This is a genomic window from Roseovarius sp. MBR-51, assembly GCF_053628575.1.
Map to the genome: position 1 here is coordinate 15274 of NZ_JBRJGQ010000002.1, position 15006 is coordinate 30279.

The 15006-nt window shown below is 60.3% G+C and carries 15 protein-coding genes; 11 read left to right on the forward strand and 4 right to left on the reverse strand.

Translation table 11 applies throughout. From position 1 onward, the window contains the following. The first annotated feature begins 6 nt into the window (after window positions 1–6). The gene (locus ACSSVY_RS02535; protein ID WP_454267852.1) at window positions 7–723 is read left to right on the forward strand and encodes a GNAT family N-acetyltransferase; all 717 of its coding nucleotides are present in this window, start codon (window positions 7–9) and stop codon (window positions 721–723) included. Between the two features lie 13 nt (window positions 724–736). Here the strand turns inward: ACSSVY_RS02535 and thrS are convergent, their stop codons facing one another. Next, window positions 737–2683: a threonine--tRNA ligase gene (gene thrS / locus ACSSVY_RS02540; protein WP_454267853.1), complete on the reverse strand. Its 1947-nt coding sequence runs from the start codon at window positions 2681–2683 to the stop codon at window positions 737–739. Window positions 2684–2972: 289 nt separating this feature from the next. On the opposite strand from thrS, the gene ACSSVY_RS02545 reads away from it, so the two are divergent. The 4 genes from ACSSVY_RS02545 (at window position 2973) to ACSSVY_RS02560 (ending at window position 6072) form a co-directional block, all read left to right on the forward strand. Beyond that, on the forward strand, window positions 2973–3155 hold the full coding sequence (locus ACSSVY_RS02545) for a hypothetical protein (protein ID WP_454267854.1): 183 nt from the start codon (window positions 2973–2975) through the stop codon (window positions 3153–3155). An 87-nt stretch (window positions 3156–3242) separates the two neighbouring features. Beyond that, window positions 3243–4415, forward strand: coding sequence for an MFS transporter (locus ACSSVY_RS02550; RefSeq protein ID WP_454267856.1), 1173 nt, complete (start codon window positions 3243–3245; stop codon window positions 4413–4415). A 68-nt stretch (window positions 4416–4483) separates the two neighbouring features. Continuing rightward, a complete protein-coding gene (locus ACSSVY_RS02555) occupies window positions 4484–5251 on the forward strand; it encodes an alpha/beta fold hydrolase (RefSeq protein ID WP_454267857.1) in 768 nt (255 codons plus the stop codon). Window positions 5252–5343: 92 nt separating this feature from the next. Then, window positions 5344–6072, forward strand: a complete 729-nt coding sequence (locus ACSSVY_RS02560) for an alpha/beta fold hydrolase (protein WP_045680251.1) — start codon at window positions 5344–5346, stop codon at window positions 6070–6072. 47 nt (window positions 6073–6119) lie between these two features. On the opposite strand, the gene phaZ is transcribed toward ACSSVY_RS02560, so the two are convergent. Then, complete coding sequence (phaZ, locus tag ACSSVY_RS02565; protein WP_454267858.1) at window positions 6120–7394, reverse strand: polyhydroxyalkanoate depolymerase; 1275 nt, start codon at window positions 7392–7394, stop codon at window positions 6120–6122. 108 nt (window positions 7395–7502) lie between these two features. Between phaZ and phaC the strand changes: the two genes are divergently transcribed. The 4 genes from phaC to ACSSVY_RS02585 all read left to right on the forward strand — a co-directional run bounded on the left by phaC (window position 7503) and on the right by ACSSVY_RS02585 (window position 11563). Continuing rightward, window positions 7503–9305 (forward strand): class I poly(R)-hydroxyalkanoic acid synthase, encoded by a 1803-nt coding sequence (gene phaC / locus ACSSVY_RS02570; protein ID WP_454267860.1) that lies wholly within the window; start codon window positions 7503–7505, stop codon window positions 9303–9305. Between the two features lie 140 nt (window positions 9306–9445). Continuing rightward, window positions 9446–9895 (forward strand): hypothetical protein, encoded by a 450-nt coding sequence (locus ACSSVY_RS02575; protein ID WP_009815783.1) that lies wholly within the window; start codon window positions 9446–9448, stop codon window positions 9893–9895. Between the two features lie 138 nt (window positions 9896–10033). After that, window positions 10034–10591 carry a polyhydroxyalkanoate synthesis repressor PhaR gene (gene phaR / locus ACSSVY_RS02580; protein WP_454267861.1) on the forward strand — a complete coding sequence of 186 codons (558 nt, stop codon included), beginning with the start codon at window positions 10034–10036 and terminating at the stop codon, window positions 10589–10591. 6 nt (window positions 10592–10597) lie between these two features. After that, a complete protein-coding gene (locus ACSSVY_RS02585; protein WP_454267863.1) occupies window positions 10598–11563 on the forward strand; it encodes a LysR family transcriptional regulator in 966 nt (321 codons plus the stop codon). Here ACSSVY_RS02585 and ACSSVY_RS02590 read toward each other — a convergent pair. Continuing rightward, a complete protein-coding gene (locus tag ACSSVY_RS02590) occupies window positions 11555–12016 on the reverse strand; it encodes a nucleoside deaminase (RefSeq protein ID WP_454267864.1) in 462 nt (153 codons plus the stop codon). The two genes, ACSSVY_RS02585 and ACSSVY_RS02590, sit on opposite strands and share 9 nt — an antisense overlap. A gap of 62 nt (window positions 12017–12078) precedes the next feature. Between ACSSVY_RS02590 and ACSSVY_RS02595 the strand changes: the two genes are divergently transcribed. Then, complete coding sequence (locus ACSSVY_RS02595) at window positions 12079–12870, forward strand: pseudouridine synthase (protein WP_040650276.1); 792 nt, start codon at window positions 12079–12081, stop codon at window positions 12868–12870. 110 nt (window positions 12871–12980) lie between these two features. Beyond that, on the forward strand, window positions 12981–13217 hold the full coding sequence (locus ACSSVY_RS02600; protein WP_454267865.1) for a YdcH family protein: 237 nt from the start codon (window positions 12981–12983) through the stop codon (window positions 13215–13217). Window positions 13218–13280: 63 nt separating this feature from the next. On the opposite strand, the gene metG is transcribed toward ACSSVY_RS02600, so the two are convergent. Continuing rightward, window positions 13281–14999 (reverse strand): methionine--tRNA ligase, encoded by a 1719-nt coding sequence (metG, locus tag ACSSVY_RS02605; RefSeq protein WP_454267866.1) that lies wholly within the window; start codon window positions 14997–14999, stop codon window positions 13281–13283. Window positions 15000–15006 lie beyond the last annotated feature (7 nt).

The window sequence follows — 15006 nt, forward strand, 5'->3', positions numbered from 1 at the left end:
CTAAAAATGACGCAAAATCGGCCAGTTGGGCCAAAGCTGGTAAATTGGACCCCGCCGCCCGCGCCGGATGGTGGGTCGCTGGTCGGGCGATATGTTCGGCTTGACCGGCTGGATGCGGACCGACATGCAGCGGATTTGCACCGCGCGTTTTCGGTCGATGATGCGATTTGGGATTACCTGCCTTATGGGCCCTTCTCGTCTTCGGCGCAGTTGCATCGGTGGGCTCGAGATGTGGCGGTGGGGAGCGATCCGCTGTTTTATGCCATTACCGACCTCGACAGCGGGCAATTGGGAGGCGTGGCAAGCTATCTGCGGATCACGCCGCAATCGGGTTCAATCGAGGTGGGGCATATCAATTTTGCCCCGTCCCTGCAGCGCACGCGTGCCGCGACAGAGGCGATTTTCCTTTTGATTCAATGGGCTTTTGAGGCGGGCTATCGCCGGTTCGAGTGGAAATGCGACGCGCTCAACATGCCGTCGCGACGGGCGGCGCAGCGGTTGGGATTGAGTTACGAGGGGATTTTCCGGCAGGCGACGGTCGTCAAGGGGCGCAATCGCGACACGGCTTGGTTTGCCGCGATTGACGCCGAATGGCCCGCGCTGAAAGAGGCGTTTTCATTCTGGCTGGACCCTGCGAATTTTGACGCTGAGGGCCGCCAACGCGAGAGCCTTGGCAGCCTCACCCGCCTTGTGCGGGTGGCCTCTGATCCCGCACAGAACTGAATTTTCCCTGTAATTACAATAGGTCTGGCGGTGTCGCCTCGCGTGCAAGCTCTGCCATGACTTGATCCAAGGGCACAATGCGGCTGTCTTTTTCGCCCAAGCGGCGCAGGGATACGGTGCCATCTTCGACCTCGCGCGGACCACAGGCGAGGATCACCGGAACCTTGCCCACCGAATGCTCGCGGACCTTGTAATTGATCTTTTCGTTGCGGGTATCGGCCTCGGCGCGGATGTTAAGGTCTGTAAGATTTCGGGCGACTTTTGTAACGTAGTCGTCCGCATCCGACACGATGGAAGCGACCACCACCTGACGGGGGGCCAGCCAGAAGGGCAGACGCCCGGCGTGCTCTTCGATCAGGATGCCGATGAAGCGCTCAAAGCTGCCCAGAACCGCACGGTGCAGCATCACGGGGCGGTGTTTCGACCCATCGGTGCCGATGTAATTTGCATCCAGACGTTCGGGCAGAACGAAATCCACCTGATGCGTGCCGCATTGCCATTTGCGCCCGATGGCGTCGGTCAGGGTGAATTCCAGTTTCGGGCCGTAGAATGCGCCTTCGCCGGGGTTCACCTTGGGTTCGATGCCTGCGGCGCGGGTGGCCGACAGAAGCGCGGCTTCGGCCTTGTCCCAAACCTCGTCTGACCCGGCGCGCACGTCGGGGCGGGTGGAGAACAGAACCTCGAAATTGGGAAAGCCCAGATCGGTATAGATACCCGATAGAAAGGCGATGAATCGCGCTGTTTCCGATTCGATCTGATCCTCGGTGCAGAAGATATGCGCGTCATCCTGTGTAAAGCCGCGCACGCGCATGATGCCATGCAGCGCGCCCGAGGGTTCATAGCGGTTGCACGACCCAAACTCGGCCATGCGCAGCGGCAGGTCGCGGTAGGATTTCAGACCCTGATTGAAAATCTGCACGTGGCAGGGGCAGTTCATCGGCTTGAGTGCGTTGACGGCCTTTTCGCGGGCGTGTTCCTCATCGACTTCGACGATGAACATGTTTTCCTGATATTTTTCCCAGTGACCCGAGGCCTCCCACAGCTTGCGGTCGACCACTTGGGGCGTGTTCACCTCGACATAGCCGCCGCGACGTTGCTGGCGGCGCATGTAATCCTGAAGCGTGGTGTAGACGGTCCAGCCGTTCGGGTGCCAAAAGACCTGACCGGGGGCCTCTTCCTGCATGTGAAAGAGGTCCATTTCGCGGCCCAATTTGCGGTGGTCGCGGCGGTCGGCCTCTTCGAGAAAGGTGAGGTAATCCTTGAGCGCGTCGCGGTTCTGGAACGCGACACCATAGATGCGTTGCAGCATGGGCCGCGTGCTGTCGCCGCGCCAGTATGCCCCGGCCACGCTCATCAGTTTAAAGGCGTCGGCGGGCACCTGACCGGTATTTTGCAGATGCGGACCCCGGCAGAGATCCTGCCACGCGCCGTGCCAATACATGCGCAACGGCTCAGAACCGGGAATGGCCTCGATCAGCTCGATCTTGTAGGGCTCGCCTGTGTCGCGGTAATGCTGGATTGCGCGGTCGCGGTCCCAGATTTCGGTGCGCACGGGATCACGCAGGTTGATGATCTCTTTCATCTTTTTCTCGATGAGGCCAAGATCTTCGGGGGTGAAGGGGGCGGCGCGGTCGAAATCATAGTACCAGCCATTCGAGATGACCGGGCCGATCGTGACCTTAACATCGGGCCAGATTTCCTGAACGGCGCGGGCCATGATATGCGCAAGATCATGGCGGATGAGTTCGAGCGCGGGCGCGTCATCCTTGATCGTGTTGATGCTGATGGCCGCGTCGCGGTCGATGGGCCATTGCAGGTCCCAATGCGCGCCATCCACATGGGCGGAAATCGCGCGTTTGGCCAGCGACGGCGAAATGCTTGCGGCCACTTCGGCGGGGGTTACGCCCGCGTTATACTCGCGCGCATTGCCATCGGGAAAGGTGAGGGAAATCTGGGCCATCTTCTTGGCTCCTCGTCGGTTTGGCGCCCACGGAACGCCCGGTTGCGGGTATATCGCACCCCAAATGCCTCTTCGTGCGGACAAGGTCAAGGGTGCTGCGGCTGAGAGTGAAAGCAGCATGCGAACGCATACGACGACATGTTGACCTCTCAACGATGAAAATTGGTGGACAGGTCGTATTTGAGTCCCATAATGCCGCATATGGGGCGTGCGATATTCGTTCGTCGGAAACAAGCGAGGGCTGTACATGTCGAGCTATAATTCAAAGTTTGAGTTGTCGGTCGAGGATATGGACCTGATTGAAACCGCCCTCCGTCAGACGAAGGCGGATTTGTCGGGACGATCATACGCGCTGGTTGACGGTTTTGAACATCCCGAGGAAGCGCTGCGCAAGGTTGATGAACTCCTCGGACGCCTGCACAATCAGAAAGTGTTCTACCGCCCGCGCCGCGGGGCGTATATTGGCGGTTGATCCGGCGGCTTGCCTTCTTTTGTTAGATTCCTGATCGCAGAGGATCACTCTGGCGGCTGGTCCAAAGAGGACCAGAGAGCGGCACGTTTGCATATCGGAGCGCTGAGCCTCAGCAAGCTGGCGGATGGGTTGCTTGACCCCAAGCTGGTGCTGAGTTGGCTCCTGGGCGCCTTGGGTGCGCCTGCCGCCTACGCGGGCATGTTGGTCCCGATCCGTGAGGCGGGCGCGCTTTTACCACAGCTTTTGCTCGGGGGCTGGCTCGGTCGGATGCCGCACCGGCGCTGGATGTGGGTTGTGGGCAGTGCTGTACAGGGCGTGGCAGCGGCGTTGATTGCGGTTGTGGCGTTGGTTCTAGAGGGCTGGCAAGCCGGGCTGGTGATTTGCGGATTGCTGGCCGTGCTCGCAGTGGCGCGGTCAGCTTGCTCTGTCTCTTACAAAGATATTCTGGGCAAGACTGTTGCGCAAACGCGGCGCGGTGGGGTGACAGGTCTGGCAGGGTCGCTCTCGGCGGCGGGTGTGTTGGTCTTTGCGGTGCTGATGTTGACGGGGGGCTTGCACGGTCAGGCAGCAGTGATCGGTGCGGTCGGGGTGGCGGGGCTGTGTTGGGGGCTGGCGGCACTGGTGCTTGCCGGGCTCTCCGAGAAGAGTAGCACACCGCAGACCGTCGAAGGGATTGGGCAGCGCTACCTCAAGATCTTGCGTGAGGATGCCAATCTGCGACGTTTTGTGCTGGTGCGCGGCCTATTGGTCAGCGCGGCGCTGGCCCCACCCTATATGGTGATGTTGACGGCGCAGGACGGCGGCGCGTTGGGGACGCTGGGTGCGCTTGTGCTGGCCTCGTCCGGGGCGTCGCTCTTGAGTTCCTTTGTCTGGGGGCGAATGGCGGATCACAACAGTCCAAGGGTTCTTGCGCTGGCAGGCGCTCTCTCGGCGCTGGCGATGGTTGCAGCGATTGGGGCGGTGGGATTGGGCGTTGCACAGTCACCGGGGGTGATCCCGACGATCCTGTTTGGCCTCATGCTTGCCTACCACGGTATCCGGCAGGCGCGGTCGGTCTATCTGGTGGATATCTCTGAAGAGAACCGCCGCGGGCCGAATGCGGCGCTGGCAAATACTGCGATCGGCGTCTTGCTGCTGGTGGCAGGGGGCGTTGGTGGGGCTTTGGCGATTGCCGGGCCAGTGCTGGCGTTGGCGGGATTTGCGGGCATGGCTGCGATGGGTGGGCTATTGGCGCTAACTTTGCGAGAGGTTGCCGATTAGGTCAAAACCGATTTGCCGGGCCTCTCGGCGCGGTGCATGATCGCAACCTGGTATGGATGGAGAGCAGCATGGCCGATCCCGATTTTCTAACCACCGAGAGTGGCCGCCGGTTGGCCTATCATCAGAGCACCGGACAGGGTCCTGGCGTTGTTTTTCTAGGTGGGTTCAAGTCGGATATGGAGGGAACCAAGGCGCTCTGGCTTGAGGCGTGGGCCCGGGCGAGCGGTCGGGCGTTTTTGCGGTTTGACTACTCTGGGCATGGCCAATCCTATGGTGCATTCGAGGCGGGGGCGATTGGCGATTGGGCGGCGGATGCGCGGGCTGTCCTTGACGGGCTGACGCACGGGCCACAGATCCTTGTAGGGTCATCAATGGGCGGCTGGATATCTCTGTTGCTGGCGCGGGCGATGCCGGAGCGGGTCGCGGGATTGGTGACCATTGCCGCCGCGCCGGATTTTACCGAGGACGGAATGTGGGCGGGATTCGATGCCGCGCAGCGGCGGATGCTGCTGGAGGACGGTCAGGTGGCGCTGCCTTCGGAATATGGCGAGCCCTATGTTATCACGCGGCGCCTGATTGAGGAGGGGCGCGACAATCTCGTTCTGCGCAGCCCGCTGCATTTGCCCTTTCCTGTTCGATTTCTGCAAGGCACCCGCGACTCAGATGTGGATATGTCGGTGGCCTTGCGGCTTTTGGACCATGCCTCGGGGCCGGATATGCGGTTGACGCTGGTCAAAGGGGCGGATCATCGCTTCTCGGACCCTGATTGTCTGGCGCTGATCGGGGCCTCGGTCGAGGACGTCCTGGAGCGGTTCACTTTGGCAAGCCTTGGCTGAACCGCGCGGCCCTTGCTGTGGGGACGGATGTGGTGTCATGCTGCTGTCACTTGTGGTTTCATATGTGATCGGGTCAGAGGCAGGAGTGAATAATGAGCAGTGAACCGGTGGTGTTCTTGCCCGGTATGATGTGCGACGCGCGGCTTTTCGCGCCGCAATTGACCGCGTTGAGCCCCGATATGGCTGTGACCGTCGCGCCGATCACCGGTGGAGACCGGATTGAGGAGATCGCTTCGGACCTGCTCGATGTGTTGCCGCGACGCTTTGCGTTGGCGGGCCTGTCGATGGGGGGGATTGTGGCGATGGAAATCCTGCGCCGCGCACCGGACAGGGTGACGCGCCTGGCGCTTATGGATACCAATTCCCTCGCCGAGACGCCGCAATCGGCCACGGCTTATGAGCCGTTCATCATCAAGCTCAAAACCGGGGCAATCGCAGAGGCGGCACAGATGCTCCTGCGGTCCGAGTATCTTGCATCGGGGCCACGGCGCGCCGAAGTGATGGCTGAAGTCGTGCGGATGGCCGAGGCCCTGGGCCCGGAGATCATCATCCGGCAGACCCGTGCCCTGCAAAGGCGGCGCGATTATCAGGCGGTGCTCAGGCGCTGTCAGGTTCCGGTTCTGGTGCTCTGTGGGGCTGAGGACGGGTTGACCCCAGTCAAGCGGCACAGGTTCATGGCCGATCTAATTCCCTACGCCAATCTGGTTGTGGTCGAGGGGGCCGGACATTTGCCGGTGCTGGAGCAGCCTGACACGACCACAGCGGCCTTGCGTGGCTGGTTGCGGCAGCCTCTGGTTCTGCAACGGCGAGTGGATGCGTGAGGGGGGGGGGCGGATACGACGGCGGGGGTGTCCCGCCGCCGCTTTGATTAACCGATAGCGCGTGCGTTCTTGTTCGCCGGATTGGGCTCCTTGCGCGCGTTTGTGTCGATAAAGTCAAGCACCAGAGGGCGGATGTTGTTGCGCCAAGAGCGACCGGCGAAGATGCCGTAATGCCCGGCCTCGGGCTCTAAATAGCTGGCCTTGAGGCTGTCGGGCAGGCCGGTGCACAGATCGAGAGCCGCGACGCATTGGCCGGGAGCCGAGATGTCATCCTTGCCGCCTTCGACCGTCTTGACCGCAACGCGCGTAATCTTGCCGAGATCCACCTTGTGTCCGTTCACGACAAAGCGATTTTGTGCGATTTCAAGACCCTTGAAGATGCGTTCCACAGTCGAGAGGTAGAATTCGGCGGTCATGTCCATGACGGCCAGATATTCATCATAGAATCGGTTATGGGCGTCATTGTCGCTTGCCTCACCGCGTGAGACACGCAGGATTTGGTCGGAAAAGGCAGAGGAGTGGCGCTCGCCGTTCATCGACATGAAGGACGCGAGTTGCAGAAGGCCGGGATAGACCTGACGGCCAACACCTTTGTATTTGAAGCCGACGCGTTGGATCATCGTCTCTTCAAGCTGGCCCATCGTGACGCGGCGGCCAAAGTCGGTCACGTCAGTTGGGGTTGCATCGGGGTTGATCGGTCCGCCAATGAGCGTCAGCGTGCGCGGCTGTGCATCGGGGTCAAGTTCGGCCAGATAAGCGGTCGCGGCCAATGTCAAAGGCGCAGGCTGACAGACGGCGATCACGTTGATATCCGGGCCGAGCGCCTTCATGAAATCGACAAGATAGAGGGTGTAATCCTCGATATCGAATTTGCCCTCTGACACGGGAATATCCCGCGCATTATGCCAATCGGTGATATAAACCTCACAATTGACGAGCAGCGACTTGACGGTCGAGCGCAGCAACGTCGCGTAATGTCCCGACATCGGGGCAACAAGAAGAACCTTGCGCTTCTGCTCTTCGCGGCCCGAAATGTTGAAGTGAATGAGATCACCAAAGGGGCGGGACACGATGGTCTCGATGTTCACGAGGTGGTCGCGCCCGTCCTCGTGTGTGAACGTACGGATGCCCCAATCGGGCTTGGACACCATGCGCTTGAAGCTGCGTTCCGTCACTTCGCCCCAAGCGGCCATCCATTGCAAAGCAGGATTTGGCACCATACTGAAAAGCGGATAGGATGCGAGGGAGAGGGCGGAGGCACCCAGCCATTGATTGGTATTTCGGAGGGATTCCATCAGGTCGTATGTGGCCATATAGCGCATTTTCGTCTCCTGTTCGGGCGCAAGGCCCGGTTTATTCGTCGCTCGGTCCCCTCCGGTTCGCGCGACGCTATGCTGCATAGCAGAAAATGTTAAGGGGAAATACTTAAAATGGCAACGCAAGACGATGTCGCAGGCGAAAACCTTGAAAAATTGAATGAGAACCTTGCCAAGGTCGAACAGCTGTCGCAGCGGCTGATCCAAGCACTTGCAGCGCGTAATCCTGCGAACCCGAGTCTGAATGCACCCAATCAAGAGCTTTTTGCCAAGGCGGCGCAGTCCTATTGGGCCGAGGCGATCGAGAATCCCGGCAAGATCTATGAGCAGCAGTTGGAATATTGGGGCAAGTCTGTGCGTCATTTCATGGAAGCACAGCAGGTCATGTTGCGCGGAGAGCCTGCGGCGGAAGAGGATGCGCCCGATCCGCTGGCGGGGGACAAGCGCTTTGCCAACCCTCTGTGGAACACCCATCCGTATTTCAAATATATCAAGCAGCAATACGCGCTGAACGCGCAAGCTATTGAGAATGCGGTGGGCGATGTCGAGGATTTGCCGCCCAAAGACAAGCGGCGGCTGGATTATTTCGCGCATCAGATCATCGACATGATGTCGCCCACGAATTTTCTGGGCACCAATCCTGATGCGCTCGAGCGGGCGGTGGCAACCGAGGGAGAGAGCCTCGTCAAAGGATTGGAGAACCTGATTGCCGATCTCGAGGCAAATCACGGCGAGTTGGTGGTGCGGCTGGCGGATGACAAGGCATTCGAATTGGGGGGCAATATCGCCACCACGCCGGGCGAGGTGGTGTACCGCAACCGGATGATGGAACTCATTCAATACAGCCCCACAACCGAGCAGGTGCATGCGATCCCGCTCGTGATCTTTCCGCCGTGGATCAACAAATTCTACATTATGGATCTCAAGCCGGATAACAGCCTGATCAAATGGGTCGTTGATCAGGGCTATACGCTCTTTGTGGTCAGCTGGGTCAATGCCGATACCAGTCATGCCAATGTGGGCATGGAGGATTACATAGAAGAGGGTTTTCTGACGGCGATTCGCGAAGTCAAGGCGATCACCGGACAGGATCAGGTCAATACGGTTGGCTATTGTATCGCGGGCACAACGTTGCACATGACGCTGGCGCTGATGGCCAAGCGGGCAGACAAGTCGGTCAAATCCGCCACCTTCTTTACCGCGCTCACGGATTTTTCGGAGCAGGGGGAATTCACGCCGTTCCTTCAGGACGATTTCATTGACGGAATCGAAGAGGAGGTGACGCAGCAGGGGGTATTGCGGTCCTTTATCATGGGGCGCACCATGTCGTTTCTGCGCTCGCGCGATCTGATCTATCAACCTGCCGTGCGCAGCTACATGATGGGAGAAGCGCCACCGGCATTTGATCTGCTCTATTGGAACGGGGATGGCGCAAACCTGCCGGGGCGGATGACGGTGCAATATTTGCGCGGGCTCTGTCAGGGCAACAAGTTCGTGACCGATGGGTTTGATCTGTGTGGCGAACGGCTGCATATCCGCGACGTCAAGATACCGCTGATGTCCGTGACCTGCGAGACTGACCATATCGCCGCTTGGAAAGACTGCTATCGCGGGTTTCAGCAAACGGGATCCAAGGATCGGACGTTTATCGTGTCAGAGTCCGGGCATATCGCCGGGATCGTCAATCCGCCGACCAAGAAGAAGTATGGACATTACACCAATGACGATCTGAGCGGGGATGCCGAGGCCTGGATGGAGGGCGCGCAGTATAACCAGGGATCCTGGTGGCCGCGGTGGGAAACGTGGCTGGCCAAGCGATCCGGCAAGATGGTCGCGGCGCGGGAACCGGGTGATTCGGAGCATCCTGCACTGGCTCCGGCCCCTGGCACCTATGTGCGCAAGAAGGCAACCATCTGATATTTAGTGTCTTTTAGGCATGCGTGTCTAAAGAATGCTGCAGTGCAGAAAAAACTTGAAATGCTGCGGTGCAGCATGTATATGTTGTTGCAGTTGCAGAAACGGCGGAACACCCCGCCAAAGCTAAGAGGACCGAACCAATGGCAAAAGCACAAGATTTCACCGCGATGTTCAAAGACGTCATGGGCACCTTCCCCGTCGACACCAAAGCGATGGAAGATGCATTCAAGAACCAAGCGACCCTGAGCGAGAAGCTCTCGGGCGTGGCTCTGACCGCAGCTGAAAAATCGGCTGAGATTTCGAACAAATGGACCAAAGACACCCTCGCCAAGCTGAGCGAAATGTCCAAAGCCAAGGCCGAGCCTGCTGACTACGCCAAAGCAATGACCGATTTCGCATCGGCCAATGCCGAAGTCGCCGCCGAGAACATGGCAGCCTTCGCCGAAGTGGCCAAGAAAGTTCAGATGGAAACCGTCGAACTGATGCTGGCTGCTGGCAAAACCATGCAGGAAGACGCAACCAAGGTTGTCAAGAAAGCCGCAGATGACGTGACCGCAGCGACCCAAAAGGCGACCGCAGCGGCCAAGTAAGGTTAGCAGACCCATACCCTGATCCCCTCCCTTGAGGGGTATGGACTGCGAAGGGCGAGCCATGCGGCTCGCCCTTTCTTTTTGCTGCACTTGCGTCTAAGCTCTGCTGCAGCGCTGCATTATCCGGGAGGATACCCCTTGGCCGACTCCAAAAAACCGCTGTTGATCAAACGCTATGCCAGCCGGCGGCTCTATAATACCGAGACATCCGATTACGTAACGCTCGAGGATATCGCCGAATTCATCCGCGACGGGCGTGAAGTTCAGATCATCGACCTGAAATCGGGGGATGACCTGACGCGGCAATATCTGCTCCAGATCGTTGCGGAGCATGAGAGCCGGGGCGAGAGCGTGCTGCCGATCAATGTGCTCAATGACTTGGTGCGCAGCTACACAACCCAGGCGACCAGCATTGTGCCAGAGTTTCTGGCAGCCAGTTTCGATATGTTGCGCGACGGGCAATCCAAGATGCTTGAAAACATGACGAAGGCCAATCCGCTGGCTGCGATGCCCGGCATGGAGGCCATGCGAGCCCAGCAAGAGGCCTTTATGAAGGCGATGACCGGAGGGCTGAAAGGGATGGGCAGCACGGCTCCTCAGGGCGGCAAGCCTTCGGAGGCGAGTGACGAGGGCCTGAATGAGATCAAGAAACAACTGGCAGAATTGCAGGACAAGCTGTCCAAAATGGGTAAGTAAGTTGGTATGGTCGAGAGCCCGGGGCGGATAACCCTCTGGGGCATCGAAGTGTTCATTGCCGCTGCTGATGAACGCTCGATTTCGGCCGCAGCACGGCGACTGGGGGCCAGCCCGTCTGCGGTCAGTCAGCAATTGACCAATCTCGAAGGGGCGGTAGGGGCTACGCTGTTGCAGCGCAACGCGCGGCCCATCCGCCTGACCCCTGCGGGCGAGATCATGCATCGCCGCGCCTTGGCGATCCTGAATGAAGCGGCGCAGGCGCGCGCTGAATTGGCGATGTCACATCTCTCGACCCTGACCCGGTTTCGGCTGGGCATGATCGAGGATCTGGAGGCGGATGTGACGCCACAGCTCTTGACTCATATGGCGGGGGAATTGAAAGGCTGTCAGTTCCTGTTGGAAACCGGGGCAAGCCATCATTTGTATGACCAGTTGGACGCACGGGCGCTTGATGTGATCGTGGCGGCGGAACTGGGCGGTGAGGCGGACTGGGTCGAGGTGCATCCCGTGTTGCGCGAAGGCTTTGCCGTGGTGGCGCCGCGTGGCGTGATCCGGCCCGAGCGGGACGTTCTGCGGCAATTGAAGCGCCTGCCCCTGATCCAGTATACGCAGCGGCACTACATGGGGCGGCTTATCTCGTCGCATCTGGCGCGGCAGAACCTGAGCATTCCGCACCGATTCGAGTTGGACAGCTACCATTCCATCCTCGCCCTTGTGGGGCAGGGGGCGGGGTGGTCAATCCTGACGCCGCTGGCCTTGATGCGGGCGCGGCGCTTTGCGGATCAGATCGACGTGTTCGAATTGCCGATGGCGCCGCTCACGCGTACGATCAGCGTGACGGCCCGCAAGGGGATATTGCAGGACATGCCCGCGACGCTGGCGGAAAAGCTGAAGCCGATCCTGCGTGATACGATCGTGACGCCCATCGTTGCCCGGCACCCGTTTCTGGCCGAAGGTCTATCTCTATTCTGAAAGCGTGCGGCGGTCGCGAAAGAAGGTCTTGAGCAGGGTCTCGGACTCGGTCGCGGCGATGCCGTCATAGATCTCTGGCACATGGTGGCATTGCGGATGGCTGAAAACCCGCGCGCCCATGGCCACACCGCCAGATTTTGGATCGGCGGCCCCATAATAGAGCCGGGCAATGCGCGCCGCCGCGATGGCGCTGGCGCACATCGCGCAGGGCTCCAGCGTGACATAGAGATCATGGCCGGTGAGCCGTTCGGAGCCAAGCGCGGCACAGGCGGCCCGAATTGCCAGGATTTCGGCATGGGCGGTGGGGTCGCTGAGTTCGCGGGTCCGGTTGCCCGCGCGCGCCACGATGACACCTGAGGGGGCGACGATGACCGCGCCCACTGGCACCTCGCCGCGCAGTGCGGCCGCGCGGGCCTCGTCCAAGGCGGTTTCCATGTGGCTGCGAAATGTCATGACCTGCTTTTGCAGATCGCAAGACGCTTTCGCAAGCCCCGCAATTGCGCTATGCGCGGCGCATGAACACGAAAACTCCAGAGGGCGAGCGGATCGCCAAGGTCATTGCCCGTGCCGGTATTGCAAGCCGTCGTGAGGCTGAACGCCTGATCGAAGCGGGGCGCGTCACCGTCAATGGTCAAAAGGTGTTGCGCGCGGCACTCAATGTCACGCCCGCGGATAAGGTCGTGGTCGATGGTCGTGCCCTCGATGCGCCCGAACCTGCGCGCCTGTGGCTCTATCACAAGCCCACCGGCCTTGTGACGACGACGCGCGATGAGCAGGGGCGCAGCACGATCTATGACGATCTGCCCGAGGATATGCCGCGGGTCATGAGTGTCGGGCGGCTCGACCTCAATTCCGAAGGGCTGTTGTTGCTGACCAATGATGGTGAGTTGAAGCGCAAATTGGAACTGCCCTCGACCGGCTGGCTGCGCCGTTATCGGGTGCGGGTGAATGGGCGTCCTACGGATGGCACCTTTGAGCCGTTGCGCAAGGGATTGGTCGTGGACGGCGAGGCATTTCAGCCAATGATGGTCACGCTTGACCGCCAGCAAGGCGCAAATGCCTGGATCACGGTCTCTATTCGCGAGGGCAAGAACCGCGAAATCCGCCGCGCGATGGAGGCGGTGGGGCTGGTGGTGAACCGCCTCATCAGGCTGTCCTACGGGCCGTTCCAGCTGGGCCAGTTGAAGCCCGGTGCGGTGGAAGAGATCCGTCCGCGCGTGTTGCGTGATCAGTTGGGCATGAAGGAAGAACCCGAGGCCGAACAGCCCAAGCCCGCTCGCCCCAAACCACAGCGCCGTCGGCGCTGAGTATTTGTACAAGGTGATTGCGAAAGTCGTGTTGGTTGATCCGGATCAAGGAGGCTGCGGCCCCCGATCCTTAGGGTCGGGAGCGAGCAATCAAGAAGGAGAGATCTGCGATGTCCCATACCCCCCATGAACTGTCGGAAGAATTCCCGCAATTGGCCGACAAGATCGGCGAACTGAAGCGGACTGATACGCATTTTGCCAAACTGGCCGATGAATATCACGCGCTGAACCGCGCGGTGCATCGGGCCGAAGCGCTGGTCGCTCCGGTCGAGGAACTGACCGAAGTCGAGATGCGCAAGCAGCGCGCGGCGCTGAAAGATGAGCTATATCGGTTGCTGACGGCCTAAGGCCAACGGCAGGGAAAGTGGCGCGCAAGACGGTTGGACCGTCCTGCGCGTTTACTTTGTAGCTCAGCCGCGTATCCCCGAAAACCGCGTTTGCCAGTCTTCGCGGGCCTCGTCGGTGATCTTGGAAAAGAGCACCTCGGGGACAGTGAAGGCGTGGCCGGGCGCAAGGATTTCGAGCGCGGCGGACGCTTCGTCTGGCCAGTTGTCATCGTCGGTTTGCATCGCTGCCAGCATCGCGGCGGCGGCGTCGGGGATGAAGGGGCTGCTCAGGACGGCATAAAGGCGGATGAGGTTGAGTGCGAGGCGCGTCTGCATGGCGGCGCGCTCGGGGTCTTGCTTGAAGGTGGACCAGGGCGCGGCCTCTTGCAGGTATTCGTTGCCCTCGACCCAGATGGCGCGCAGGGCGCCCGCGGATTTACGGACCTCCATCGCTTCCATATGGTCTTCGTACTCGCGGATGCGGGTTGTGAGGCGGTCGATCAGCGCCTCTTCCTGCGCGCCATAAGCCCCGCCCTGTGGCACCGTTTCGCCAAATTTCGAGCGGCAGAATTTGGTCACGCGGCTGACGAAATTGCCCAGAACGTCGGCCAGGTCCTTGTTGACCGATGCCTGAAAATTCTCCCATGTGAACTCGCTGTCCGAGCTTTCGGGGGCGTGACTGAGGAGCCACCAGCGCCAGTAATCGGCGGGCAGGATTTCAAGCGCCTGATCCATGAAAACGCCGCGTCCGCGCGAGGTGCTGAACTGGCCGCCGTCATAATTGAGGTAGTTGAAGGATTTGATGTAATCTACCAGCTTCCACGGCTCGCGCGACCCGAGGATCGTGGCGGGAAAGCTGAGCGTGTGGAAGGGCACGTTATCCTTGCCCATGAATTGCGTATAACGGACATCCTCTGCGCCCTTGTCGGTGCGCCACCAGCGTTCCCACGCCGTCGCGTCAAGCCCGTTCGCCGCCGCCCATTCGGCACCGCAGGCGATGTATTCGATGGGGGCGTCGAACCAGACGTAGAACACCTTGCCCTCCATCCCCTGCCACGGCGCGCCGTCGAACTGCACGGGAATGCCCCAATCCAGATCGCGGGTGATGCCGCGATCCTGCAAGCCGTCGCCGTCATTGAGCCATTTCTTGGCAATGGAGGTCGTCAGAACCGGCCAGTCAGTCTTGCTGTTGATCCATTCCTCCAACTCATCCTTCATCTGCGACTGGCAGAGGTAGAGATGCTTGGTCTCGCGCATCTCGAGATCGGTGGCGCCCGAGACCGACGAGCGGGGGTTGATCAGATCGACCGGGTCCAACTGTTTGGTGCAGTTGTCGCATTGGTCGCCGCGCGCGCTCTCGTAGCCGCAATTCGGGCAGGTGCCCTCGATGTAGCGGTCGGGCAGGTAGCGTCCGTCGGTCGGGGAATACATCTGGGTTTCCGAGACGTCGCGGATCAGACCCTGATCATGCAGGCGCTTGGCGAAATGCTGGGTCAGCTTGCGGTTCTGAGGCGAGGAGGAGCGCCCGAAGTGATCGAAGCTGAGGCGGAAACCACGCGCGATTTCGGCCTGAACGGCGTGCATTTCGGCGCAGTACTCGGCCACAGGCTGACCCGCCTTGGCGGCGGCCAGTTCGGCGGGGGTGCCATGCTCGTCCGTGGCGCAGAGAAAGAGCACCTCGTGGCCACGGACGCGGCAGTAGCGGGCAAAGAGATCGGCCGGAAGCTGCGAGCCCACGAGATTGCCGAGGTGCTTGATCCCGTTGATATAGGGGATCGCCGAAGTGATGAGATGCCGTGCCATATCGCGC